We start from the raw sequence: 25,411 nt of genomic DNA, 5'->3' as shown, positions 1-25,411 counted from the left end.
GCAAAAATAACATTTGTTTACATATTTTTTCCTTTTGAAACTAAATCTTTATATTTGTAGCACTTTCACGGTAGCGAAACGTTAGTTTGAATGGAAAGATGCCTGTCAGACACATAAAGACACCAAACTCTCATCAATATTTCTGTAAAGTTTTATTGACGAAATTTATTGACGGCAGTGGCAGGTGTCATATAAAAAAACCAATGAGGGTAATAAATAATGATGAAGCGCAAAATCCTGGCAGCGGTGATCCCTGCCCTGCTGGCTGCTGCAACCGCAAACGCAGCAGAAATTTATAATAAAGATGGTAATAAGCTGGATCTGTACGGTAAAGCCGTGGGTCGTCACGTATGGACAACGACCGGCGATAGCAAAAATGCCGACCAGACTTATGCCCAGATTGGTTTTAAAGGGGAAACGCAGATTAACACCGATCTGACCGGTTTCGGTCAGTGGGAATACCGTACTAAAGCAGACCGCGCTGAAGGCGAACAGCAGAACTCGAATCTGGTCCGTCTGGCTTTCGCGGGTTTGAAATACGCGGAAGTGGGTTCAATCGATTATGGTCGTAACTACGGTATCGTTTACGATGTTGAATCCTATACCGATATGGCCCCCTACTTCTCCGGCGAAACTTGGGGCGGCGCCTATACTGATAACTACATGACCAGCCGTGCTGGCGGTTTGTTGACCTACCGTAACTCTGACTTCTTTGGTCTGGTGGACGGTCTCTCTTTCGGTATCCAGTATCAGGGTAAAAATCAGGACAACCACAGCATTAACTCTCAGAATGGCGATGGCGTAGGTTACACCATGGCATATGAGTTCGACGGCTTTGGCGTCACCGCAGCGTACAGCAACAGCAAGCGTACTAACGATCAGCAGGATCGCGATGGTAATGGCGATCGCGCAGAATCGTGGGCCGTTGGCGCGAAATATGATGCAAACAACGTCTACCTGGCTGCCGTATATGCTGAAACCCGCAATATGAGCATTGTTGAAAATACGGTTACCGATACCGTGGAAATGGCAAACAAAACGCAGAACCTGGAAGTGGTCGCTCAGTACCAGTTTGACTTCGGCCTGCGTCCGGCAATCTCGTATGTGCAGAGTAAAGGTAAGCAGTTGAACGGCGCCGACGGCTCGGCCGATCTGGCGAAATATATTCAGGCGGGCGCGACTTACTACTTCAACAAAAACATGAACGTATGGGTTGACTACCGTTTCAACCTGCTGGACGAAAACGACTACAGCTCCAGCTACGTTGGCACCGACGATCAGGCGGCTGTCGGTATTACTTACCAGTTCTGATCAGCAGACCCCTTTGTTTTATGCCTCAAAAACAGGACTTCGGTCCTGTTTTTTTATCTCTCTTAGAGAAAATGTGCGTCTTTCAAAAACAGGCGGGCTTTTTAGCGCTAACGGTTGGCATTTTGTAAATCTGCCGTTAACCTGATAGCGGATTTCCCTTCTGTAACTATAATGGAACCTCGTCATGTTTGAGAACATAACCGCCGCTCCTGCCGACCCGATTTTGGGCCTGGCCGATCTGTTTCGCGCCGATGACCGTCCAGGGAAAATTAACCTTGGCATTGGCGTATATAAAGATGAAACCGGCAAAACACCGGTGCTCACCAGCGTTAAAAAAGCCGAGCAGTATTTACTGGAAAATGAAACGACGAAAAACTATCTCGGCATTGACGGGATTCCGGAATTTGCTCGCTGCACTCAGGAACTGCTGTTCGGCAAAGGCAGCGCGCTGATTAACGATAAGCGCGCACGCACGGCGCAAACGCCGGGCGGTACCGGCGCGTTACGCATTGCCGCCGACTTTTTAGCAAAAAATACTCCGGTAAAACGGGTGTGGGTGAGCAACCCCAGCTGGCCGAACCACAAAAGCGTGTTTAACGCTGCCGGCCTGGAAGTTCGGGAGTACGCTTACTACGATGCGGAAAATCACACGCTGGATTTTGAAGCGCTACAAGCCAGCCTGAGCGAAGCACAGGCCGGCGATGTGGTTCTGTTCCACGGTTGCTGTCATAACCCAACCGGCATTGACCCTACTCTGGAACAGTGGCAGGTTCTGGCTGAGCTTTCCGTTGAAAAAGGGTGGCTGCCGCTATTCGATTTCGCTTACCAGGGCTTTGCCCGCGGCCTGGAAGAAGATGCGGAAGGTCTGCGCGCCTTTGCCGCGCTGCATAAAGAGCTCATTGTCGCCAGCTCCTACTCCAAAAACTTCGGCTTATATAATGAGCGCGTCGGCGCCTGCACCCTCGTGGCTGCCGATGCGGAAACCGTGGATCGCGCTTTTAGCCAGATGAAATCCGCCATTCGCGCTAACTACTCCAACCCACCAGCGCACGGCGCGTCCATCGTCGCGACTATCCTGAGTAATGACGCCCTGCGCGCTATCTGGGAACAGGAACTGACGGACATGCGCCAGCGTATTCAGCGTATGCGTCAACTGTTCGTGAATACCTTGCAGGAAAAAGGCGCGAACCGTGACTTCAGCTTTATTATCAAGCAGAACGGGATGTTCTCATTCAGCGGTCTGACCAAAGATCAGGTGCTGCGTCTGCGTGAAGAGTTTGGCGTTTATGCCGTGGCTTCTGGTCGCGTGAACGTGGCGGGCATGACCCCGGATAATATGGCGCCGCTGTGCGAAGCCATTGTCGCGGTACTGTAAAAAGCTGCCGACTGGCGTGACCGATAAAAAAGCCTGCACATTGCAGGCTTTTTCATTCTGCTTACCAGACCGGCATCTCATCTTGCAGGAAGGGATTATGCAGACGCTCGTACCCGAGCGTAGAGAGCGGGCCGTGGCCAGGAATAAAGGTCACATCATCGCCAAGCGGCAATAATTTACGCTTAATGGCGTCAATCAACTGGGTGTGATCGCCGCGAGGAAAATCGCTGCGCCCGACGCCACCTTTGAAAATCACATCGCCGGAGATCAGCAGTTGCGACTGTTCATCAAAGAAAACCACGTGTCCCGGCGTGTGTCCCGGACAATGTAACACCTGTAACGTCACATTCCCCACGCTGACGCGATCGCCGTCGTTCAGCCAGCGATCAGGCGTCAGCGGCTGACACTCATCCAGACCAAACATGCGGCTTTGCGCCGGCAGTCCTTGCAGCCAGAACTCATCTTCTTTTTCCGGACCGATAACAGGAACGCCGTAATGCTGCGCCAGTTCACTCGCCGCGCCGACATGATCGAGATGCCCATGCGTGAGTAAAATTTGCATCAACGTCACGCCGCTGGCGTCCACTTCCTGTTTAATTTTTTCCGCGTCGCCGCCCGGATCGACCAGCGCCGCCAGCCGGGTTTGTTCGCACCAGATTAATGAACAGTTCTGGGAGAACGCGGTGACCGGAATAATACGATAGTTCATACTGCTCCTTTGATTAAGCCTCACTGATTACCAGTGCCGCGCCGGCCCGGTATCAATATGCACAAAGTTACTACGTGGGTAATATCCTACACCACCTGCGCGCATAGATAACGCCGCTTTGCGAATATTGCTCAGTGCCACGCCCTCAATATGAAAATCCATCGCCTGCCCTTTTGTATGGTAGCTTTTTTTCGCTACGCCGCTGCTACGGGCGCGTAATTCATTATTGGTATCAAGAGAACGGTAGCCTGAGATGAGCTGCACAGGTTTACGCGTCCCTAACAGCCCCTGAAGTCGGTAAAGTTGGTCAAACAGGCGGGGATCGATTGATCGGACTTTATTCGCGCGATAATCACGGAAAAAATGGTTTAACTTTGCTAATTCATCCTGAATGTAGGCTCTTCCATCGAAAAACTCCGCCTTGATTGACTCTCCGGTATGGAGATTGTTTAACGTCAAAATGCGCGGGCGTGGGGTCGAGAGTGTGGCAAACGCTGGCGCGGGCAGGATGGCGGCGCCGAGAGCGACACCACCAAGCGCCAGCAGCTTGCGGCGATTAGCGTCAAATTTGTCCATGATAATCAGGTCTACAGGTCAATGTTATCGTTAATACACTTCTACCTTTAAGCAGACATGATACCGGCTGGCACAGACTTCTGAACGGCCCGGTCGACTTAAAGGTTGTTGTATATGCACTTCTGGCGCACGAAAGGCACCTTAACTGCCGATAAAGCCCGCGTCAAGATGGCCCTCCCCCAGCCACAACGGGGGTCTACAGCGAAACGCCCCGTTGAAGCCAAACATTAGGACAACATATTTACCAGAACTTCTTCATTTACCTGATTAATTGTTCAACCTTTGGCACAATTTGTGCGCTGGATCGCGCTGTGAGATCGTAATTGTAAATATCTGTACGATATTGCATACGTCCATCTGCGCCGACAAACGCGGTCAGATAGTAAAGATTTACTGGAATGTTCTGCCGGATATTGACATACCGCGTGTCGCCTTGCTTCAGGGCGCCAGAGATCCGCGCATCGTTCCAGCCAGCATCCTGCAAGAGCATATTCGCCAGTTCAGAGGCCTTATTGACCCGCACGCAGCCGGAACTTAACGCCCTGGCGTCACGCTGAAAGAGAGTATGGTTAGGCGTATCGTGCAGATAGATCGCATCTGAACTCGGCATATTAAATTTATAACGCCCCAGCGAATTGTGCGCGCCTGGCGCCTGCTGGAAACGGAACGGAAGATTCGATGGCGTAATGGTGGCCCAGTCAACCTGCCACGGATCGATCGCTTCTTTGCTGTTCCAGCCGCGCATCACGGTGTAGCCATGGCGCTCCAGATAGCCTGGGTCATTCCACACCTTCGGTAAAATGTCTTTACGCGCAAGCGTGGGCGGAACGTTCCACGGCGGGTTCACCACCACATTATTCAGCGCGCTGCTCATCATCGGCGTTTTACGATCGGGACGCCCGACGATCACCCTTGAAGCCAGCACCTGGTTGCCATTCTGATAGTAGACCAGCGAATAAGCGGGAATGTTTACCATAATACCGGTAGAGAGTTCCGCCGGCAGCAGGCGTAAACGTTGGATATTCAGTGCCAGTACGCCTGCGCGTTGCGCGGGGGTCATATTAAGCCAGTTACGCGTCGCCGGGCCAATAACGCCATCCGCCCCCAGCCCTTGCCATGCCTGAAAACGCTTTACCGCCTCGACCAGCTCACGATCGTAGGCGCGTGCCGCCGGAGCCGACTTACTACGGCGGGCCGTTGGTTCGTCGACCGGCTGCGCCACCGATGTTTCGTCGACCACGGCGGAGGGGCTGACGACGGCGCTATCAGCAGTGTTATCGCCGGGTAAGGCTATCTTTGGACCGCCATCCAGCATCCCCGTACGCTGTAATATTTCGCGCAGCGCAGGCACATCGTTACTCCATTGCCCCGGGCGCAGCGTCGCGGTATTGGTCAACTGCGGCCACGGGCGAGAGTCCGCCACCAGCTTCAGCAGTGCGTCATGCATGGGCGCATACTGTGGGTGCTGCGGCGCCAGGCTGGCGACAAACATCGGCAACTGGCCCTCTTCCAGCGCGATTTGCCACTGGTTAATCACCGAGACTGGCGGCGTCGCCAATGCGTAAGGTTTGTTGCTATATAACCAGCGCTGGCCTTTGACGGGGATATTCGCAATGAAATGGAGATAGCCCATCATGGCGTCTGACAACACAACATCGCGCGCCATACCGTTTACGGCGGGATCGGTCAACAATGCCACCCAGGCGGTAAACTGCGGCTGGAATCCGGCAATCGCCACCTCCGCCAACTGTTGCTGGAAGGCTTTCACCGCATCGCGATTATCCCACATGGGCTTCATGTCGCGCGCGGCATACAGCAATGTCAGCTGGCTCATATAGACCGGCGTATAGCCGGAAGGAAGCTGCGACTGTAAATCAGCCCGGACTTTCTCGGCTGAAACGCCCTCCGGCAGCGGCTGAATCCCGGCCATAATCGCCGTCGCGGCTGATTGTTTCTGCGGCCCAGCCTGATCCGTCGCGGCAACGGCGCTATCGCCAGGTATCATTTCAGGCTCATCGGCCTGCGCATTGAACAGTGGAGCGAATGTTACGGCCAGGCATAAACTGATTGCCGACAGACAACGACCACACATCTTATTAAGCAACATCCCTTGCCCCCTGTTTTCGTTATCATACTCCGCATGACTGCGCTGCCCGCAGCGCGGGTCAACCGCAACCAATGCTTTTGTTTAGTATGACGAGTCAGCCTGCTCACTCGTCAGGCTTAACTCCAGTATATAAAGTTCGTTACGTTTTTGCCTAACCTAATGTAAAGAAGTTTAAAGAAAATGCACTACCCGGAGAGATTTTTCAGATAAAGAAAAAGGCGGCTTTCGCCGCCCCAGGCTAATGATAAAACAGAACTTGTTGTACCGGATGGCGGCGTAACCGATTTATCCGGCCTTGCCTGATAAGCGAGGCGCCATCGGGCACTTCATCGTTTCTGCCGTGTTTAACTCGCTTCTGAAGGCGTATCTTCCGTTTGCGTACCGGGAAGCGTTTCCGGAAGCTGCGGCGCAAAGCCACGCAGCCCGACAACATGAACATGCTCAGTATTCTGAAACACTTTACGCACCAGTTTATACGTCGTGCCCTTCTCCGGACTGATGTTTTCCGGCGCAGCGATGATGAGCTGCATCTGCAAACGTTCGCATAGTTCAAACAGCGTGGCGATAGAGCGCGCATCCAGACGCGCCGCTTCATCGAGGAACAGCAGGCGACATGGCGAAATATCTTTCCCGCGCAGTCTGCGCGCTTCGTCTTCCCAGCTTTGCACCACCATCACCAGAATTGACATCCCGGTCCCGATAGCTTCCCCCGTTGATAGCGCGCCGGATTCCGCACGCAGCCAGCCGTCGGACCCACGGTTAACTTCAACTTCCATTTCCAGATAGTTACGGTAGTCCAGCAGCTCCTCGCCGATGGTCTGCGGCGTGCGTTGCCCCATATCGATCTGCGGATTCAGACGCTGGTACAGTTTCGCCAGCGCTTCGGAGAAGGTCAGACGATTGCTGTTAAACAGATCCTGGTGCTGCTCCTGCTGTTCTGAAAGCACATCCAGCAAGGTGGCATGCGTTTCACGCACGTTGACGTTTAACCGCACGCTATTCACCTGTCCAAACGAGACGCTTTGCAAACCCTGGTTCAGCATACGGATACGGTTCTGCTCACGCTGGATAGTCTTGCGGATAATGTTTGCCACGCTGCGGGAACTGATCGCTAGCTTTTGCTCACGCGATGTCAGCTCTTCCGTCAGACGGCTCAGCTCAATCTCCATTTGTTCAATGGCTTCAACCGGATCGTCGGTACGAATAATATCCTGACGAATACGCTCGCGCAGATGCTGGTAAACGGCCACAAAGAACTGGATTTTACGTTCCGGGCGTTTCGGATCTTCCGACAGACGCAATACGTCGCGCAGATGTTCGTTATCCGCGACGGCCAGGCGCAGCGCGCCCAACGCCTTATCCGACATGGAGCGCAGTTCATCCGCCGACAGATAAGCCAGCTCACGACGGTGCAGACGGCGTTCCACGCCATTGTCTTTCACCATCCGCATGACTGCGCACCAGCCGGCTTTCGCGGTCACAACCTGCTCGCGCATTTCATGATAATCGCGCTCCAGCTTGCGCAGCTTACGGGTCAGGTTCTCCATCTCCGCTTCGCAGAAGGTGAGCGCTTTCTCAAGCTGATTGCGACGCGAACGGTTATTGCTCAACTGAGCGTGCAGTTCATCGCGACGCTGGCGGGCGCGCTCTTCCGCCCCGCTGTCGGCGCGAACGCCAATATCCTGTAATTCGCGCTGCAAATCGTTAAGCAGCTCTTTTTTCGTGTCGTAAGAGCTTTTTAGCGAGGCCAGGACCTGGCTGTACTGACTTAACTGCGCGGCATGGCTGCGCAGCGCTTCGCGGGCGCGGGTACGCTCGGCTTCCGCCTGCTCCAGCCGCTGGCGCAGCTTTTCATTGAGATCGCTGTTGCCGCTCAGCATTTCCGCCGAGTCGGAATAGCTGAAATGCGCCCGACGTTCGACGACTTCAGCCAGCGCAAAAGCCTGCTGGCGCGCGTCACGCTGCATTTGCTGCGACCAGGCATAGTCTTCTTTTAACTGCTCAAACTGTTCCGGATCGCTTTGCAGAACGGAAACCACCGGCTCCAGTTTGGCTAACTGGTTGCCATATTGCTGCACAAATCGCGCCGCTTCCTGCGCCTCATCCAACCGTTCCTGAATTTCATCGACCCGATCGGCCAGCGTTTCATCGGCCAATAAATTCAGCCGCGGCAGCAAACGGTTAAGCGCGGAAACGCCCTCTTTCGCCTGCTCAAACTGAAGGCGCTGCTGCTGGTTGTCGCTTTCATGCGTCGCCAACGCGCGTTCCAGCTCGACGCGACGCCCGTTCAGTCGGCGAATTTCCGCTTCCGGATCGTCCTCAAAGGCAACGGAAAGGTGGCTACCGATAAAACGGCTGAACGCCTGGTGCAAACGCTGGGTTTTCTGCACGTCAAACGAGAGCGTGGCAAAGCGCTCGGAAAGCACTTCCCGTTCCGCATGGAGACTTTCAATACGGTTCTCGCGCGCCGCACGGCCAAAAATAGGCAGCGACGGGAAACGCGAATAACGCCACTGACGGTCGGCAATTTTCACGACCACCGCCTTTTCCAGCTCGTCAACGCTGAATACGCTGTCATCAAAAGACTGCGGATCGCCTTCGATCAGGTACAGATCTTCCGGGCAGTCGGTCAGACCTTCAAGCTGTTCGGCTATTTGCGATAAATCCGGTACGACGATCGCATGGCGCGACGGGCCATACAGTGCGGAAAAGTACGGCGCATCTTCAAGGCTGACATCATCGTAGATTTCCGACAGCAGTACCCCGCCAAAACGCTCCGCCAGCGCATTCAAACGCTGATCTTCCGCACCGCCCGGCTGGCTTAAACGTTCGATCTCTTCATCAACCGCATTTTTACGCGCGCCCACTTCGTCGCGTTCGACAATGGCTTCGCGCTCACGCTCCAGCAGCTGTTGCAGGTATTCGGTCACTTCCTGGCTGGACGTAAACTCCTCGCCGCACTGTTCGCTAAGCTGGTTCAGGCTATTCTGCGCCGCCAGCCAGACGGGCGCACGCCGCATCAGATGTTGAATACGCGACTGAAGCTGTTCCTGTTCCTGACGCAAGGCCATACGCTGTTCGCTGGCTGACGACACGCTATCAGACAAGGACGCGATGCGGGCTTCCAGCTCCTGATGCAGCGCTTCCAGTTCGTCAATATCAAAATTTTTGCCCTGTCGCTTACAGAACTCCGCCAGCAGACGTTCCGCCTCTTGCTGCTCGCGCAGCCGCTGTTCCAGTTCGCTCAGGCGCATCCGCAGCGGCTGTACCTGTTCCGCCAGATGACGCTGGTTCACGCCGTCCCGTAACAGCTCGCGCGCCACGTCCCAGGCTTCGCTACGCGCCAGCGGGCCGTTGATCGCCGCTACCAGCTGATAAGCCTGCTCAAACTGACTGTGCGCGGTTTGCGCCACGCTCATTTTTTGTTCCAACGACAGCAGTTTTTCCGTAGCTTCCTGTTCTTTTGCCTGGAAAGTATCCAGCCATTCGGCGGCGCTTTCCGGCGTTAGATCCGGTAGATGGCAAAGTTCTTTAGCGCGGGAAAGCGCTGATATCGCCTGGTTATACTGAATCGCGCGCGTTTGCTGTACATCCAGCGCCTGCTGGTAATCCGCAAGCTGGCTTTTGAGTTCATCGACTTCCAGCTCGGCGGCTTCGGCACGCGCTTCATTTTCGTCCTGCATTTCGGCGGCTTCCGCCACCACTTCGTTTTGCTCTTCGAGTCGAATCTGCAGCTCTTCAAGATCCGCTTCATAGCGTTCAATTTTTTCCTGCTGACGCAGCGCGGTTTGCACCAGATTCAGGTGATCGCTCGCCGCCTGGTAATCCGCCTCAAGAGAACCTTCGGCACCGTTATGTTCGCCCAACTCACGGGCCATATCGACGTGCTTGTACTGCTCCGCCGCCAGCTGCTTGCGCGATGTGTACAGTTCGCGTCGAAACGCCAACGCCTGATCAAGGTGAACCCGACGCTCATTGGCGTGGCGCATATAATCTGCCGCCACATAATCGGTGGCTTCGCTGATCAAATGCTTAAACAGATCGCGATCGGATTGGGTAACACGAATCGCTTCCAGCGTGAGTCGGTTCTCGCGCAGCGCCGCTTCCATATCCTGGAATGCCTTGCGCACGCCGCTGTTTTCCGGCAATAAATAATCGCGTAGCGATCGGGTAATGGCGCTGGAGATCCCGCCGTACAGCGAGGCCTCTATCAAACGATAGAATTTACTACGATCGGAAGCGGAGCGCAGACGACGGGCGATAATCCCTAAGTCAAACATCAGCGAATGATAATCGGTGATGGAGTTAAACTGCTTAAACTGCACGCCTTCCATCTCGTCAAGCTTGTCTTTCAGCTCAGCAAGCGACAGTACGCGCGCCTGACGTTCGTTTAATGTCTCCGTCACCAGTTGTGTCGGCTGTACCGACATCGGCAGCCCCTGAATAGCGAACGGTTTGATGTCCACTTTGCGATCGCGCCCAGCGACCTGCTGCAGACGCACGCCGACCACCACCCGCTGATGACGGGAATTAATGGTGTCGAGCATGGAGTAACAGACACCCGCCTTCAGCTTACCGTGCAGACCTTTATCGCGCGAACCGCTGGTGGCGCCGGCTTCCGTGGTGTTACGAAAGTGCAGTAATGTGAGATCCGGGATCAGCGCCGTGACGAACGCCGCCATCGTCGTGGATTTCCCGGCGCCGTTGCCCCCGGATAACGTCGTGACCAGTTCATCCAGGTCAAAAGTGCGGGCAAAAAAACCGTTCCAGTTAATCAGCGTTAGCGAGCGAAATTTACCGCGTTCAATCATTATTCTTCCTCTCCACTGTCCGGCTGACTCTCTTCGGTCTCATCATTAAGTTGCAGATGGTTTTCAATGGGCATCGCTTCCCCGTCGCGGATGAGACGACGCTGCGCCTCGCGAGGATCGTCGCCGGCACGGACATCCGCGCCAAAGCGGAAGACCGATTCGGTAATGCGGAATTTGCTGCTGTCGTGGCCCATAAACCATACCATGCCCAAACGACGCAGGCGGTTTAAAGAAGAACGCACCTTTTCCTGCAGTTTCTGACGATCAACGTCAGATCCCGTCGAGCGGTTATTCACCAGCTTTAGCAGTTTGGCTTCGTCCGCAAGGGTAAGCAGCTCGTCGTACAACTCCTGCTGAGTAAAGATCCCTTCGTTGGCCAGACGCTCCGGGCTAAGATAGAGGTAGCAGAGAATTTTACCGACCATCATATCCAGTTCGGATAACACCGAGCGCGGAATAAGCGTGGTAGAACGCGGACGCAGGTAGAAGAACCCCTCCGGCGCGCGAATCAACTCCACGTTATAACGCGCGTAAAACTCTTCCAGGTATTCCTGAAAATCCATCAGAAAGGCATGATTATCCAGTTCGTCCAGCCCGATGTGGCGGCCCGAACGTAATGCGCTATCCAGCGCCGGAAATAACGGATTCGCCAGCGCCTGCGCCAGCTTAACCGGCATCACTTGTTCAATATTTGTCAATGACATGCGCCTGTACCTTGGCTCCGTAATCATTAATCGGCTGCCATTTGGCTGGCAGTCCGGTGAAATCTGCTTGCGCTACGCCAAGACGTACCGCTTGATCGATAACAATACGCGCCACGTCGAAATGACGCGCGCGCGGGTATTGCGCCAGATACTCGCGCACCACCAGCCCAAGATCCAGTGGCGTTTGTCTGGTTTTGTAGATAGCCAGCTGTTCTTCAATGATGGCCGCTAACTGCTCGCGGATCTCGTTAAACTCTTCATATTCCAGATCCGGCGGCAACTCCCCGGTGACTTCATCGTCACGCAACGCCATCTCTTCATCGCGCATATCCAGCAGACGATCGGCATTCGCGTAGGTTAGCGCCCAGGGATCGTCAAAATAAGTCTGCACGGACTGGCGTAACCGCTGGGCGAAGACACGGTTTTTATCCATATCGATCGCGGTACGGATAAATTTATGCACGTGACGATCGTAGCCGATCCATAAATCAATAGACTGCTGACCCCAACTGATAATGCGGTCGAGTTTACTTTGTAAGTCAAACACCAGCCTGTCGACAAAATGCAGATCGTCGTGCGTCATCGTGGCATCCTGAATGCGCAGCAGGTTAGCCTGCAGCTTATCGCCCGCCGCCTCCAGCGTATCCTGCAACTCGCGCAGCGTACCGGACGTTTCGGAAAGCAGCAGTTCACAGCTGGAAATCGCCGCCCGCCAGTCTTTATTCAGCAGTTGTGCGATATCGTCTTTCACCTGCTGCTGCTGTTCATCCATGATGCGCTGGGTGAGATCGATACTGTCGAAAATCTCCGCTACCGAATATTTCAATGGCGCGTAAACATTGCGATGCCAGTGGAACTCATCGCCACCCTCCGCTGCCGCATCCGCCGCGCGCTTCAATTCGCCGGCCACAATCGACAACTGCATAGAAAGACGCAGCGTAGAGAATTCGCGTTGACGAATGTAGTAATCGGTGATGCCAATCCCGAGCGGGGTTAATCGGTAAATCGCATTGCCTTCCGCCTGCTCGCTGGTAAAGCGGTTCAGCAGACGTTGACGCACCATATCGTTAATCGCGTTGTTCGCGCGCACGCCGATGGTTTCGCTGGTTTGCTCAAACGCATCACTCACATGGCGGAATGCATCCACCAGCTCGCCTTCACTCATCTCGCCGTCAAGGCGTTCGCCGTTCAACGTGGCGACCGCCAGCAGAAAGGAAAGTCTGTCTACCGGCAGCGAGATGGAAAAGTCGTTTTTTCTGGCCCAGGCAACCAGTTCGGGGACTGTCTGGGAAAATTCACTCATAGGTTATCCTTGCATCTGCGGCTAGCGCCGGGCTTTTAATCGCGGTGACATGAATGTAGCGCCCAAGGCTAATATACGGCTCCTGGCGGCAATAACGCGTTTCCAGTTCGACCAGGGTCTCATAACAGTCACGCTGCTGGTGTTTTTCACGCAGATAATCATGAAACACACGCACGCCGGTTTTACCGGTAATCTGCCAGCCAATCGCCTCCAGCCACTGGTACACCTGCGCGGGGTCGCGCGGGTAGTCAGGCGACAGCGTGCGCTTCTTGCGTTTAGGCATCCCCGCCTGCACGTAGTCAAAATTACCCGCCACCATATTGTGCATCAGCAAACCGTTAGCGTTATAGAACATCAACGACAGCGCGCCGCCAGGGCGCAATACTGACCAGAGCGTTTCTAATACGCCGACAGGATCGGCTACCCACTCCAGCACAGCATGAAACAATATCAGATCAACCGGGCTTTCCAAATGCGAAGCGACGTCCTGAGCCGGGCATTGTATAAAATGCATGTCTTTGCTCACACCTTTTGCCTCGGCCGCCTGCCGCGCGCGGGCGATCATTTCGCCAGACAGATCGCATAATGTTACCTGATGGCCGCGTTCCGCCATCTTAATCGCCGTTTGCCCTTCGCCGCCGCCGGCATCCAGCACCCGCAGTTTCCGCCCGCCAATCTCCTCCAGCACGCGATCCAGGTCTTGCCACAGAATGGCTTGCCGCAGTTGTCCTTTGGTCGTGCCGTAAATGTTACGGGAAAACTTTTCAGCAATGTCATCAAAATTGCGATCCTGCATCGGACTCTCCACAGGCTGGCTCAGGCGTTATCTGATAAAACCGCTATTTTGTCACAGCCGCGGCCAGAATGAACCTGTCTGGTGTAATATCACCGTTAATCCTCCGCTATATGGTTAAAAAAGGAACCAAAAAGGATGCTTTTTACGCTAAAGAAAGTGATTGGCGGTATGTTATTGCCGCTTCCGCTGATGTTGCTGATGATTGGCGTCGGCCTGGCGCTGCTCTGGTTTAGCCGCTTTCAGAAGACCGGAAAAGTATTTATCAGCGTAGGTTGGCTGGCGCTATTGCTATTAAGCCTGCAACCCGTCTCTGACCATCTGCTGCGTCCGATAGAAAACCGCTACCCTACCTGGCAGGGTCCGCAAAAGGTGGAATATATTGTGGTTCTCGGCGGCGGCTATACCTGGAACCCGCAGTGGGCGCCGAGCTCTAATTTAATTAACAACAGCTTGCCGCGGCTGGCGGAAGGCATTCGGCTGTGGCGCGCGAATCCGGGAGCCAGGCTGATTTTTACCGGCGGCGTAGCAAAAACCAATACGGTAAGCACGGCGGAAGTCGGTGCGCGGGTGGCGCAGTCACTGGGCGTACCGCGTAGCGATATTATTACGCTGGATAAGCCAAAAGATACGGAAGAAGAAGCCGCCGCCGTTAAGCAGGCCATCGGCGACGCCCCTTTCCTGTTGGTAACCTCCGCCTCGCATTTGCCGCGTGCGATGATTTTCTTTCAGCATGCCGGGCTGAATCCGCTTCCCGCGCCGGCGAATCAGTTGGCGATCGATTCGCCGCTCAATCCCTGGGAGCGGGCAATTCCGTCCCCGGTCTGGCTGATGCACAGCGATCGCGCTGGGTATGAAACATTAGGGCGACTTTGGCAATGGCTGAAAGGCATATCAGGCAAGCCAGGGGAGTAATGATTTCGCCGCCAGATCAAAATTGGTACGGTTAAAACGTCCGGTATTGACCAATTGCGCAACCTCGTCCCACAGCACATAGAGCCAACGCCGCCAGATGAAGGACTCCGCCACTGGCGCGCGTTGCAGATAATGCCAAAGCAATCCCTCCGCCAATGGATTATCCATCAGGCGAAACAGTTCGAACTCTCTCGGCGCCCACAGCATCAGCCCGGGGCCGACCATCGCCAGAAGCTGATCGCTACGGGCGTCTTTAAGCATACTGCGCAGGCAGAAGTTGCCATGCACCAGTACGCAGTTGTCGTTAAACCCTTCAAATAACGAAGGAAGACATTCTCTGGTACGAAACAGAATGCGTCTGTCCTGCATCGTCAGGCCGGTATTGCTGAACTGATTTAGCGTCGTCCACAGCACCTCCACCCGCTGACGATACCAGGAAGGCCAGATATTCTCCTGAGTATGGTCTACGGCGCCAACGCAACCGCGGCTATCCTGCCGATGCCAGGCTAACAGCCCTTCGACAATCTGATCTTTTAGCTGTTCCCAGCGTTCCGGAGTGCGCGCCGGCGCCTCGACCGGCACACCGCGCAGTCGTTCCAGTAGCAGCACATCCGGACCAGGATGCTCTTCATGCGTCAATACGCCATAGATTACCGGCATCCTCACCGTACCGCTACGCGCCAGCATTGAGGTTTTCCATGCCAGTTGCTGCGCAACGCCGGGAGTGGTAAAACTTCGCGCCATCAGCGGCATCGGAATGCCCTGGCTGTCATATAATGACCACAATGCGGAATCCGCTTTCTCATTCACGCACTCTATACGGCTAAGTTTTTCACCCAACAAATGACTGAGTTCGGCCCGCAACTGTTCCATTCCAGATTACCCCCATTAGTGCTACTGCTTTAATAATGAGCGTCGTATGGACAGATGTCACCCGTATCAGATCAAGGGAAGAAAAGAAAAATGAGGAAAATCGTAACGGTACGAGAAAGCCGCCACTGATGAGCAGACGTGAGTATTCATCTTTGCGCTATCATACCGCGCTGTTCATGACCGTCTAAGACGATCATGAACAGGATCATGTTAACGCATTTCAGCGCGCACGCGCTCCAGGTCGTCGGCGGTGTCTACGCCCGTGCCGGGCACCGCTTTGGCGACGGCGACATGAATTTTTTCGCCGTACCACAGCACACGGAGTTGCTCCAGCATTTCAATATGTTCCAGCGGGCTGGGTTGCCAGCTCACGTAACGGCGGATAAAACCCGCGCGATAGCCGTAAATGCCCAGATGGCGCAGGCAAGTATCCCCTACCGTTTCCAGACTTTTTGCAAAGCGGTCGCGATCCCAGGGAATCGTCGCCCGGGAAAAGTAAAGCGCATAGCCTTCGGCATCCAACACGACTTTTACCGCATTCGGGTTAAACGCTTCTTCGGCGCTGTGAATCGGCACCGCCAGCGTCGCCATGCCAACCTGGCGCTGCGCCAGATTTTCCGCGACCTGGCGAATAATAACCGCCGGGATCATCGGCTCATCGCCCTGAACGTTCACAATAACGGTATCGTCGCTGAATCCGCACTTCTCTACCACTTCCGCCAACCGTTCGGTGCCGGACTGGTGATCGGCGCGCGTCATGCACACTTCGCCGCCAGCCGCTTCTACCGCACGAGCCACGTCTTCATGATCGGTCGCGACAATAATGCGTTCCGCGCCAGATTCGCGCGCCCGCTCCAGGACATGAACAATCATGGGCTTACCATTAATATCCACTAATGGTTTGCCTGGCAGTCGGGTAGATGAAAAACGGGCCGGAATGATGACGACGAAACTCATGATTTACTCTCATCAGATGTCAGGGCGCGAGCTTCATTTTCCAGCAATACAGGAATGCCGTCGCGTAACGGGAAAGCGAGATTGTCCAGTTTGCAAATTAATTCTTGCTGTTCCTGGTTATACCAGAGTTTGCCGTTACATACCGGGCAGGCGATGATTTCAAGCAGACGATGATCCATAGTTCCTCCAGATGGACCGGATTGTGAATCCTTCAATATTAACATAATCGGTTAGGGTGCAGGGTCTATTTCCCAGCCATGACGCATGGCGCTAAACAGGCCTGGCGGACATTGTCCCAGCGTCACGCGCGATGCCCGTTGCCAGGCAGCAAACGCACTAATGGCCTGCCAGATTCCTTTTTGCAGACTAACGCCAGGGCGAATATCGTCCTCCAGATACAGCGAGATAACCTCAAGTACCCCCGTTTTACGGTGCATTTTGGCGTCCATTCGCCCGACTAAACGGCCCTGGTATAATAGCGGCAGCACAAAATAACCGTACTGGCGCTTCGCCGCAGGCGTATAACATTCCAGCCGATAGTTAAATCCGAAAAGCTGCGCTGCCCGCTTGCGATCCCATATCACAGGATCGAAAGGCGACAGCACTGCGCTATGGGTCGCCTTTAAGGCGTTATTCAGCGCCGGTTCCAGTTGCGAAAGAAGATCGGCATGAAGCCACATCCGCCCCAACGTTTCCACCTCGACCGGAATAATCTGCTGCTGTTCCGCCCGGCTCTCCCGCCATCCCTTCAGGTCAGGACGTTTCAGGCGGTAGTAATCCGCCAGCCACTGTTCACGGAAAATCCCCAGACTGCGCGCGCTATTATCCAGCATCAGGTTTTCCGCCTGCGACTGTGACAGTCCATCGCGTTCATCATCCCAGTGCGGCATCACACGGGGCGTTAAATCATATACACGTTGAAAATTACGCCGCTCAACAACCATGACTTTTCCGGCGGTAAATAAACCCTCAAGGTGGCGTTTATGTGGTTTCCATTCCCACCAGCCGCTGACGCCTTTCCGCGCATGTTCAAAATCGGCAGAACGCACCGGACCGTGCTCCTGAATATGCCGCACTAGCTGTTCTATTTCTTCCGCGTGCTCATGCATCCATGCCGCGCGATATTTCCAGCCCATCTTTTCCGGCGACAGCATACGATGGCGGATAAGTTTAAAGTCGCGGCGTGGTAAGAAACAGGCCTCATGCGCCCAGTATTCCATTAACTCGCCGCGTCGCAGCGCCTCATCCAGCCAGGCCTGCGGGTACGAACCGAGACGGCTAAACAGCACCAGATAGGGGCTACGTGCGACAACATTGATGGTATCAATTTGCAGCAACGCCATGCGTGAGATGGCGGCAAGAACATCGCCAGGCAGCGCGTTACGGCGCGGCTTTTTCAATAGCCCCTGCGCAGCAAGGTGAAGACACCGGGCCTGGGAAAGAGAAAGGTACGGCAATGACATTCATGACTCCATAAATTCATCACTGCCGCTGCATTGGGGGACGCTAGCGAACCAGCGAGGTGATATGTTCAAGCAACTTATCAGGCTGCTCACCGGACAAACGCGCATCAACCGGTAAGAACCACCAGTTATCTTCGGCAAAAGCACGGCATTTCACCGCGTCTTTTTCCGTCATTACCAGGGTCTGTCCTTCACCGACCAACGCCTGAACGTCAGCAGGGGCGAGCGTTTGATGATCCGCCAGCGGGACACACTTTTGCGGATGCGCGCCACAGGCTTCCAGCGTGGCGAAAAAGCGCGGCGGATGACCGATGCCCGCCATCGCCACAATATTGCTCAGCTGCGCTACATCGCAACGCGCTCCCGTACGTAAGTTCACCGCCAGTCCAGGCGCTAGCTGCATGGGTATTTCGCCTGCCCGGGCGACGCCGCCATTGACGATAGCGGCGTCCACGGTTTTCAGGCGACTGGCGCGTTCGCGCATAGGGCCGGCAGGAAGCCACCAGCCGTTGCCAAAACGGCGCACCCCGTCAATCACCACAATTTCAATATCTCGCGCGAGTCGGTAATGCTGCAACCCATCGTCGGTGATAATAATCTGCAGATTATGCGCCGCCAGAATCGCTTTCACCGCCGCGGCGCGTTCAGGCGCCACCGCGACAGGCGCGCCGGTCCGCTGATAAATCAATACCGGTTCATCTCCCGCTTCTGCGGTTGTCGTCTCAGGCGTCAGGAGCAGCGGATAAGCGGCAGCTTTCCCGCCGTAGCCGCGGGAAACGACCCCCACGCGCACGCCACGCTGTTGCAGCTTTTCCACCAGCCAAATGACTACGGGGGTTTTACCGTTACCGCCAGCCGTAAGATTCCCTACCACAACCACCGGTACCGGCGCTCGCCAGGCGCGTTTAAAACCAAGCTTATAGCTCAGACGAATCGCCCCGCTCACCAGGCCATACAGCCAGGAGAGCGGCAGCAGTAACCGCCATAGCGGGGATTCACCCGACCAGATACGCGCAATCATTGGCCAAATTGCATCTTATGTAGCTGGGCGTAAACGCCGTGTTGCGCCAGCAGCTCGCTATGAGTGCCGCGCTCAACGATAATACCGTCTTCGACTACAACGATCTCATCCGCCTGTTCGATGGTGGAGAGACGGTGCGCAATCACCAGAGAGGTACGGTTTTTCTGCAGCTCATCCAACGCTGCCTGAATCGCACGTTCAGATTCGGTATCCAGCGCGGACGTAGCTTCATCAAGGATCAGAATCGGGCTGTCGCGCAGTAAGGCGCGGGCGATCGCGATACGCTGGCGCTGACCGCCGGAAAGCAGTACGCCGTTTTCGCCGATGATGGTATCCAGGCCATTATCCATCTTATTGATAAAGTCCATGGCATAGGCCATGCGCGCCGCCTCTTCAATCTGCTCGCGGCTGTATTCTTCCGTCCGGGCATAAGCAATGTTATTAGCGACCGTGTCGTTAAACAGATGCACGTTTTGCGAAACCAGCGCCACCTGATTACGTAGAGAGGCCAGAGTGTATTCGCGTAGATCGTGACCATCCATCAGGATGTGCCCTTCATCAATATCGTAGAAACGGGTGATCAGACTGGCGATAGTTGATTTACCCGATCCGGAACGCCCCACCAGCGCCACGGTTTTCCCGGCAGGAATTTTCAAATTGATGTTACGCAATGCCGGCACTTCACGGCCCGGGTAAGTAAACGTCACATTGCGGAATTCGAGATCGCCGGTCGCGCGGTCAATGACACGTTTACCTTCATCTTTCTCCTGTTCGCTATCCAGAATCGCAAACAACGTTTGACAAGCCGCCATCCCACGCTGGAACTGCGCGTTAACGTTTGTCAGCGATTTTAATGGACGCATCAGCGCGATCATGGAGGAGAACACCACGGTGATGGTCCCTGCCGTCAGGCTATCCATTACGCTTGGGAAGCTCGCAGCATAGAGGACAAACGCCAGCGCCAGCGAGGCAATGAGCTGAATGATAGGATCGGAAATTGACGAGGCAGAGACCATTTTCATGCCTTGCAGTCGCATCTTATTGCTGACTTTATCAAAGCGTTTAGTTTCGACTTCCTGACCGCCAAAAATCAGTACCTCTTTGTGTCCTTTCAGCATTTGTTCAGCGCTGGTAGTCACTTGTCCCATCGTGTTCTGCATATTTTTACTGATGCTGCGGAACCGCTTTGAGACAACGCGAATCGCAATCGACACAATCGGCGCTAAAACAACCAGGATGATCGACAACTGCCAGCTGTAATAGAACATCATGATAAACAATCCGATGATCGATGCCCCTTCACGCACCACGGTAATCAGTGCGCCAGATGAAGAAGAGGCAACCTGTTCTGAATCGTAAGTAATACGCGACAGCAGCGTACCGGTAGACTGTTTATCAAAGAAGGCGACGGGCATTCCCATCATATGGCCAAACAGGCGACGGCGCATGGTCATTACCACCTTGCCTGACACCCATGAAATACAGTAGCTGGAGATATAGCTAGTGATGCCTCGTAATATCATCAGCCCAATAACCACCAGCGGCATCCACAGCAACACTGAGCGATCCGTTTTACCGAAACCATCATCCAGTAATGGCTTGAGGAGCGATAGCATGAAGGTATCGCTGGCTGCGTTGAGAATTAACGCTATGCCCGCCACGATCAGACCTGCTTTAAAAGGCGCTATGGTTGGCCACAGTCGGCGGAAGGTCTGCCACGTAGAGAGATCTTTATCGTTATGCATTCAAAAAACCAGCATTTGTTGAAATAGCCGCATATTCTACCCGTTATCCTCGGACACGCCAAACCACTGATGATACCAGCGAGGTAAAATTTGATCCCGTAAGCCTTGTATGCGCCAGCCCTGCGGAGAAAACAGCAGCGAAATTTGCCCCTGGTGGGGTGTATCAAACCACTGATACGCCTGCTGTCGGTAGCGCTGTTTTACCTTGCGGGACGGCAGCCGCCATGCGTTATAGCGCGATGCGGACGCCAGCGCCGCTTCACCATGTACGCGCTGAATAAATGGTAGCGACGACGACGTATTACTACCATGATGCGGCACCTGGATAAACGTCGCCGCAAGATGTCGCCAGTAACGACTTAGCATTTTTTGTTCAGCGCCCGCTTCAATATCGCCCGTGAGCAGGATGCTATGTACGCCGTCATCCACTTTGACCACACAGGAGCGGTTATTTCCTCGATCGGCACTTTCGCGTAACGGCCAGTGCGCCTGAAACGTTAGCCCCTGCCATTGCCACTGCTCGCCGCGAAAACAGGGCAAATGTCCCTGCCAGCCTAACGGGCTGCGAATCCACATTGACGGCCAGACCTGCTGTAGCGAACGCAGCCCGCCCCGATGATCCAGATGCTCATGACTCAAAATAACGCCCTCCGGCGTCAGATTATGCCAGCGCAACCAGGGAATAATAACCTGTTGCCCGCTGTCGCCCTCCGGCCATGCCCGACCGGTATCGTAGAGTATTACTTTATCGCCCCTGACGATCGCTATCGCCAGCCCCTGACCAACATCCAGCATATGCACCTGCCATCCACTGGCGTTTATCGGCCGCCAGAGTGGCCAGCTCATCAACAATAACCCGCATAAACAGACCGCCGGCCAGGTACGCCAGACGTTTAATCGCCACGCGATAAGCATTAGCCAGGGCAAAAACGTCAGCCACTGCCAACGGTTATCAATATTCACCCAGCCCTGCGGTAAAGCATTCAACAGGTAAAATAGCGCGGCTAACGCGCGATCGGTCAGGTACCATACCCACTCTTCAAGAAAAAACGGCCCGGTTAAATGCAGAATCATTCCCGCCAGGATGAGCGGAACCGTCACAAATGTGACCCAGGGTACGGCAAAAAGATTCGCCAGCATTGCGGTAACGCTTATGCCATGAAAAAGCGCCACCTGGAGAGGCAAAAGCAGAAGTGTAATGCCTGCCTGTAGGTGAAGCAGGTTAAGCAACCAGCGTAAGCCTCGTGGAAAATTTCCGTTTGGCGCAGGAAACCACTGATACCAGAATAACAGGCCGGCAACCGCAAATGCTGACAGCCAAAGACTTTGTGATATAACCGCCACAGGATCGGCGAAAATAATCGCGGCCAGACAGCAGCACCAGACTTGCCAGCCGCTCCACTGTCGTCCGCTTAATTTTAATCCTCCCCAGACGCTCAGCGCCGCCACCGTGCGCAGCGCAGGCGGTTGTAAGCCGGTAAGCCAGGCATAACATATCGCGCAAAGAATGCCGCCCAGCAATGGCGTCTGCCAACGAATCCATCTGACCGGCAAAAAGAATTGTCCGCCACGGATTAATCCGGCAGCCAATAACGCGGCAAAAGCGATATGCAGGCCGGAAATCGCCATCAAATGGGCCGTCCCCGTATCGCGCATAACGGCCTTCACCTCCTGCGACACCGCTCCCCGCTCCCCCATTCCCAACGCCAGAATAACCTGCTGCCACGGATAAGGCGCAAGCGTAGCGCGAAGCGAAGCAAGATAGCGCCCACGCAAGCTACACTCAGGGTTAATCGCTTTAGCCTGTAGAAAACGCCCGGTCAACGGTTGGTGCTGCGCCAGCGCGTAACGTTGGCTATCAAAACCGCCTTCGTTAAGCTGTCCGTGTACCGCTCTGACCTTCAGCGTCATCGCCCACTGTTGCCCGGCACACACTTCCGTGGGTAAGTACTGGCCATGCAGGACAATCCCTACAGCAGGAAAGAGCGGCTTTCCGCGCAAATGGGTGATTCGCCCATAATGAGTGGTCATATGATCGGTGGCAGTAATGACGACTGTCGCCTCCTGCGTCGCGGCGGGCAGGACGTTTCCCGCCCAGATGGCCTGCCTGGCGGCAAATATCCCCCACATGAAAAAGAGCAAAGTTAATGCCGCGTAGCGCGCATAGTGATGGGGTATGAGGCAAAGCAAACATGCCAGACAAAACAGCACCGCGAGAATCCACGTGTCAGGTAATACTGGCAATATCATGAGCGGAAGTATGCCGCATACTACGCATACGCTGACCGTCGTTATCTTCATAGACACCTCCCTGTGCGGGAAAGTGTGCAGGTTCAGGACGCCATTGTCTGGAGGGGATTTTGTGCTATACGGCGCGGATTCCAGGTTTTTTACCTGATAAATGTAAGACGCAGCAAAAAATGCGAAACGTTTTCCAGTTTTCGGTCGAATAGCGTTTACGCCTGACGGCGTATAAATGAAAAAAGCACCCTGACGGTGCTTTTTTCGGGTTCAAGTTTTGCGTTAAAACTTAACCGTAAATATTGGCGCGATCGCGCAGTTCTTTACCCGGTTTAAAGTGAGGAACGTATTTTCCTTCCAGTTCCACTTTATCGCCGGTCTTGGGGTTACGTCCGGTACGAGGCGCGCGGTAATGCAAAGAAAAACTGCCGAAACCGCGGATTTCAATACGCTCGCCCTGCGCAAGAGTCGAGGCCATATGCTCCAGCATCTCTTTTACCGCGTCTTCAACCGCCTTAGCGGGAATGTGAGATTGCTGGGTTGCAAGTCTTTCAATCAATTCTGACTTGGTCATAATTCCTCCGGTTCCTTAAAGGCAAATTGGCTGCAGCCGTGAGATTGATTAAGGGCGGCCGTAGCCGCCCTTAGTGCTTGATTACAGGCCGAAACCTGCAATCTGTCAAGTAATCTCGTTATACTTCGGACTAAAAGACCCGAAGTTTCAGAGGATTACTCGCCTTTAGCTGCTTTGAATGCTTCAGCCATTGCGTTGTTAGAGAAGTTTGCATCTTCCTGTTTGTTAACAGTTGCGATGGCATCTTTCTCGTCAGCTTCGTCTTTCGCACGAACAGACAGGCTGATTGCGCGGTTTTTACGATCAACGCCGGTGAATTTAGCTTCAACGTCGTCGCCAACGCTCAGAACCAGAGTCGCATCTTCAACGCGGTCACGGGATGCTTCAGAAGCACGCAGGTAACCTTCAACGCCGTCAGCCAGTTCTACGGTTGCGCCTTTCGCGTCAACTGCAGTGACTTTACCGGTTACGATAGCGCCTTTCTTGTTCAGAGCAACCCAGTTGTTGAACGGATCTTCTGCGAGCTGTTTAACGCCCAGGGAGATACGTTCACGTTCTGCGTCAACCTGCAGAACAACTGCAGCGATTTCGTCGCCTTTTTTGTATTCACGAACTGCTTCTTCGCCTGCAACGTTCCAGGAGATGTCAGACAGGTGAACCAGGCCGTCGATGCCGCCGTCCAGGCCGATGAAGATACCGAAGTCAGTGATAGACTTGATTTTACCTTCAACGCGGTCGCCCTTGTTGTGGGTTTCTGCGAACTGCTGCCACGGGTTAGATTTGCACTGCTTCAGACCCAGGGAGATACGACGACGTTCTTCGTCGATATCCAGAACCATCACTTCCACTACGTCGCCAACGTTAACCACTTTGGACGGGTGGATGTTTTTGTTGGTCCAGTCCATTTCGGAAACGTGAACCAGGCCTTCAACGCCTTCTTCGATTTCAACGAAGCAGCCGTAGTCGGTCAGGTTGGTCACGCGACCGGTCAGTTTGGTACCTTCCGGATAACGTTTAGCGATAGCAACCCACGGATCTTCGCCCAGCTGTTTCAGGCCCAGGGATACACGGGTACGCTCGCGGTCGAATTTCAGCACTTTCACGTTGATTTCGTCGCCAACGTTCACGATTTCGCTCGGATGCTTAACGCGTTTCCATGCCATATCAGTGATGTGCAGCAGGCCGTCAACGCCGCCCAGATCAACGAATGCACCGTAGTCAGTGAGGTTCTTAACGATACCTTTAACTTCCATGCCTTCCTGCAGGTTTTCCAGCAGCTGATCGCGTTCTGCGCTGTTTTCGGATTCGATAACGGCACGACGAGAAACCACAACGTTGTTACGTTTCTGGTCCAGCTTGATTACTTTGAATTCAAGCTCTTTGCCTTCCAGGTGCAGAGTGTCACGCACCGGACGAACGTCTACCAGAGAACCTGGCAGGAACGCGCGAATACCGTTCAGCTCAACAGTGAAGCCACCCTTAACTTTGCCGTTGATAACACCGGTAACAGTTTCAGCATCTTCGTAAGCTTTTTCCAGCGTGATCCATGCTTCGTGACGTTTAGCTTTCTCACGAGAGAGCAGAGTTTCACCGAAGCCGTCTTCTACTGCATCCAGAGCAACGTCAACTTCGTCACCAACCTGGATTTCCAGTTCGCCCTGGGCGTTTTTGAACTGCTCAGCCGGAATGGCAGACTCAGATTTCAGACCGGCGTCAACCAGTACTACGTCTTTGTCGATAGCAACAACAACACCACGAACGATGGAACCCGGGCGGGTTTCGATTTCTTTTAAGGATTCTTCAAAGAGTTGAGCAAAAGATTCAGTCATGTTTAATCTTCAGGTTTCATATTTAACGTCCACCTGGCTCCGTGCCGGATGGGGTTGTTTAACATACCCGCTGTCAATCCTTTGCAACGGGGGTACTACAAATT

The 25,411-nt window shown here is 54.2% G+C and carries 19 protein-coding genes; 3 read left to right on the top strand and 16 right to left on the bottom strand.

Annotated features, from left to right (window positions below):
- Positions 1-219 precede the first annotated feature (219 nt).
- Together ompF and aspC are read left to right on the top strand one after the other, a co-directional pair.
- On the top strand, positions 220-1,311 hold the full coding sequence (gene ompF, locus ACLJTG_RS19410; protein ID WP_000977709.1) for a porin OmpF: 1,092 nt from the start codon (positions 220-222) through the stop codon (positions 1,309-1,311).
- Positions 1,312-1,495: 184 nt separating this feature from the next.
- Positions 1,496-2,686, top strand: coding sequence for an aspartate transaminase (gene aspC, locus ACLJTG_RS19405; RefSeq protein ID WP_000462653.1), 1,191 nt, complete (start codon positions 1,496-1,498; stop codon positions 2,684-2,686).
- Between the two features lie 61 nt (positions 2,687-2,747).
- On the opposite strand, the gene ACLJTG_RS19400 is transcribed toward aspC, so the two are convergent.
- The 7 genes from ACLJTG_RS19400 to cmoM all read right to left on the bottom strand — a co-directional run bounded on the left by ACLJTG_RS19400 (position 2,748) and on the right by cmoM (position 13,692).
- Positions 2,748-3,395, bottom strand: a complete 648-nt coding sequence (locus ACLJTG_RS19400; RefSeq protein ID WP_001109471.1) for an MBL fold metallo-hydrolase — start codon at positions 3,393-3,395, stop codon at positions 2,748-2,750.
- A gap of 27 nt (positions 3,396-3,422) precedes the next feature.
- Positions 3,423-3,971, bottom strand: coding sequence for a YcbK family protein (locus tag ACLJTG_RS19395; protein WP_000357052.1), 549 nt, complete (start codon positions 3,969-3,971; stop codon positions 3,423-3,425).
- Positions 3,972-4,230: 259 nt separating this feature from the next.
- Complete coding sequence (ldtD, locus tag ACLJTG_RS19390) at positions 4,231-6,078, bottom strand: L,D-transpeptidase (protein ID WP_079951480.1); 1,848 nt, start codon at positions 6,076-6,078, stop codon at positions 4,231-4,233.
- 344 nt (positions 6,079-6,422) lie between these two features.
- On the bottom strand, positions 6,423-10,889 hold the full coding sequence (mukB, locus tag ACLJTG_RS19385; RefSeq protein WP_000572753.1) for a chromosome partition protein MukB: 4,467 nt from the start codon (positions 10,887-10,889) through the stop codon (positions 6,423-6,425).
- Positions 10,889-11,593, bottom strand: a complete 705-nt coding sequence (mukE, locus tag ACLJTG_RS19380) for a chromosome partition protein MukE (RefSeq protein ID WP_000060025.1) — start codon at positions 11,591-11,593, stop codon at positions 10,889-10,891. The genes mukB and mukE overlap by 1 nt, the downstream gene beginning before the upstream one ends.
- Positions 11,574-12,896: a chromosome partition protein MukF gene (mukF, locus tag ACLJTG_RS19375; RefSeq protein ID WP_001288828.1), complete on the bottom strand. Its 1,323-nt coding sequence runs from the start codon at positions 12,894-12,896 to the stop codon at positions 11,574-11,576. Before mukF ends, mukE begins: the two co-directional genes overlap by 20 nt.
- On the bottom strand, positions 12,889-13,692 hold the full coding sequence (cmoM, locus tag ACLJTG_RS19370; protein ID WP_001154025.1) for a tRNA uridine 5-oxyacetic acid(34) methyltransferase CmoM: 804 nt from the start codon (positions 13,690-13,692) through the stop codon (positions 12,889-12,891). Before cmoM ends, mukF begins: the two co-directional genes overlap by 8 nt.
- Before the next feature lie 135 nt (positions 13,693-13,827).
- Between cmoM and elyC the strand changes: the two genes are divergently transcribed.
- Positions 13,828-14,604: an envelope biogenesis factor ElyC gene (elyC, locus tag ACLJTG_RS19365; RefSeq protein WP_000899563.1), complete on the top strand. Its 777-nt coding sequence runs from the start codon at positions 13,828-13,830 to the stop codon at positions 14,602-14,604.
- On the opposite strand, the gene ACLJTG_RS19360 is transcribed toward elyC, so the two are convergent.
- From ACLJTG_RS19360 to rpsA, 9 genes are all read right to left on the bottom strand, one after another.
- Entirely contained in the window at positions 14,584-15,477 is an 894-nt protein-coding gene (locus tag ACLJTG_RS19360; protein ID WP_000436889.1) for a YcbJ family phosphotransferase, read from the bottom strand. The genes elyC and ACLJTG_RS19360 overlap by 21 nt on opposite strands.
- A gap of 210 nt (positions 15,478-15,687) precedes the next feature.
- Entirely contained in the window at positions 15,688-16,434 is a 747-nt protein-coding gene (kdsB, locus tag ACLJTG_RS19355) for a 3-deoxy-manno-octulosonate cytidylyltransferase (protein ID WP_000011576.1), read from the bottom strand.
- Entirely contained in the window at positions 16,431-16,613 is a 183-nt protein-coding gene (gene ycaR / locus ACLJTG_RS19350; protein ID WP_000350061.1) for a protein YcaR, read from the bottom strand. Before ycaR ends, kdsB begins: the two co-directional genes overlap by 4 nt.
- A gap of 51 nt (positions 16,614-16,664) precedes the next feature.
- Positions 16,665-17,897 (bottom strand): winged helix-turn-helix domain-containing protein, encoded by a 1,233-nt coding sequence (locus ACLJTG_RS19345; protein WP_079951481.1) that lies wholly within the window; start codon positions 17,895-17,897, stop codon positions 16,665-16,667.
- Between the two features lie 43 nt (positions 17,898-17,940).
- Positions 17,941-18,918 (bottom strand): tetraacyldisaccharide 4'-kinase, encoded by a 978-nt coding sequence (lpxK, locus tag ACLJTG_RS19340; protein WP_000561676.1) that lies wholly within the window; start codon positions 18,916-18,918, stop codon positions 17,941-17,943.
- Positions 18,915-20,663: a lipid A ABC transporter ATP-binding protein/permease MsbA gene (gene msbA / locus ACLJTG_RS19335; protein ID WP_000551246.1), complete on the bottom strand. Its 1,749-nt coding sequence runs from the start codon at positions 20,661-20,663 to the stop codon at positions 18,915-18,917. The genes lpxK and msbA overlap by 4 nt, the downstream gene beginning before the upstream one ends.
- 36 nt (positions 20,664-20,699) lie before the next feature.
- On the bottom strand, positions 20,700-22,964 hold the full coding sequence (locus ACLJTG_RS19330; protein WP_023193417.1) for a ComEC family protein: 2,265 nt from the start codon (positions 22,962-22,964) through the stop codon (positions 20,700-20,702).
- 229 nt (positions 22,965-23,193) lie between these two features.
- Entirely contained in the window at positions 23,194-23,478 is a 285-nt protein-coding gene (gene ihfB, locus ACLJTG_RS19325; RefSeq protein WP_000167332.1) for an integration host factor subunit beta, read from the bottom strand.
- A gap of 155 nt (positions 23,479-23,633) precedes the next feature.
- On the bottom strand, positions 23,634-25,307 hold the full coding sequence (gene rpsA, locus ACLJTG_RS19320) for a 30S ribosomal protein S1 (protein WP_000140324.1): 1,674 nt from the start codon (positions 25,305-25,307) through the stop codon (positions 23,634-23,636).
- Positions 25,308-25,411: the final 104 nt, after the last annotated feature.

It is taken from the genome of Salmonella sp. SAL00672 (genome assembly GCF_046552175.1).
GTDB classification, from domain to species: domain Bacteria; phylum Pseudomonadota; class Gammaproteobacteria; order Enterobacterales; family Enterobacteriaceae; genus Salmonella; species Salmonella enterica.
Note: the sequence above shows the minus strand (reverse complement) of the source record. Positions and strands in the feature narration are given on the sequence as shown.

Excerpts from the sequence above, each read along its gene's own strand:
- cmoM (WP_001154025.1), bottom strand. The coding sequence starts at position 13,692 with ATGCAGGATCGCAATTTTGATGACATTGCTGAAAAGTTTTCCCGTAAC.
- mukB (WP_000572753.1), bottom strand. The coding sequence starts at position 10,889 with ATGATTGAACGCGGTAAATTTCGCTCGCTAACGCTGATTAACTGGAAC.
- kdsB (WP_000011576.1), bottom strand. The coding sequence starts at position 16,434 with ATGAGTTTCGTCGTCATCATTCCGGCCCGTTTTTCATCTACCCGACTG.
- ACLJTG_RS19345 (WP_079951481.1), bottom strand. The coding sequence starts at position 17,897 with ATGTCATTGCCGTACCTTTCTCTTTCCCAGGCCCGGTGTCTTCACCTT.
- lpxK (WP_000561676.1), bottom strand. The coding sequence starts at position 18,918 with ATGATTGCGCGTATCTGGTCGGGTGAATCCCCGCTATGGCGGTTACTG.
- ycaR (WP_000350061.1), bottom strand. The coding sequence starts at position 16,613 with ATGGATCATCGTCTGCTTGAAATCATCGCCTGCCCGGTATGTAACGGC.
- ACLJTG_RS19330 (WP_023193417.1), bottom strand. The coding sequence starts at position 22,964 with ATGAAGATAACGACGGTCAGCGTATGCGTAGTATGCGGCATACTTCCG.
- mukE (WP_000060025.1), bottom strand. The coding sequence starts at position 11,593 with ATGTCATTGACAAATATTGAACAAGTGATGCCGGTTAAGCTGGCGCAG.
- ompF (WP_000977709.1), top strand. The coding sequence starts at position 220 with ATGATGAAGCGCAAAATCCTGGCAGCGGTGATCCCTGCCCTGCTGGCT.
- ihfB (WP_000167332.1), bottom strand. The coding sequence starts at position 23,478 with ATGACCAAGTCAGAATTGATTGAAAGACTTGCAACCCAGCAATCTCAC.
- ACLJTG_RS19400 (WP_001109471.1), bottom strand. The coding sequence starts at position 3,395 with ATGAACTATCGTATTATTCCGGTCACCGCGTTCTCCCAGAACTGTTCA.
- ACLJTG_RS19395 (WP_000357052.1), bottom strand. The coding sequence starts at position 3,971 with ATGGACAAATTTGACGCTAATCGCCGCAAGCTGCTGGCGCTTGGTGGT.
- aspC (WP_000462653.1), top strand. The coding sequence starts at position 1,496 with ATGTTTGAGAACATAACCGCCGCTCCTGCCGACCCGATTTTGGGCCTG.
- mukF (WP_001288828.1), bottom strand. The coding sequence starts at position 12,896 with ATGAGTGAATTTTCCCAGACAGTCCCCGAACTGGTTGCCTGGGCCAGA.
- elyC (WP_000899563.1), top strand. The coding sequence starts at position 13,828 with ATGCTTTTTACGCTAAAGAAAGTGATTGGCGGTATGTTATTGCCGCTT.
- msbA (WP_000551246.1), bottom strand. The coding sequence starts at position 20,663 with ATGCATAACGATAAAGATCTCTCTACGTGGCAGACCTTCCGCCGACTG.
- rpsA (WP_000140324.1), bottom strand. The coding sequence starts at position 25,307 with ATGACTGAATCTTTTGCTCAACTCTTTGAAGAATCCTTAAAAGAAATC.
- ldtD (WP_079951480.1), bottom strand. The coding sequence starts at position 6,078 with ATGTTGCTTAATAAGATGTGTGGTCGTTGTCTGTCGGCAATCAGTTTA.
- ACLJTG_RS19360 (WP_000436889.1), bottom strand. The coding sequence starts at position 15,477 with ATGGAACAGTTGCGGGCCGAACTCAGTCATTTGTTGGGTGAAAAACTT.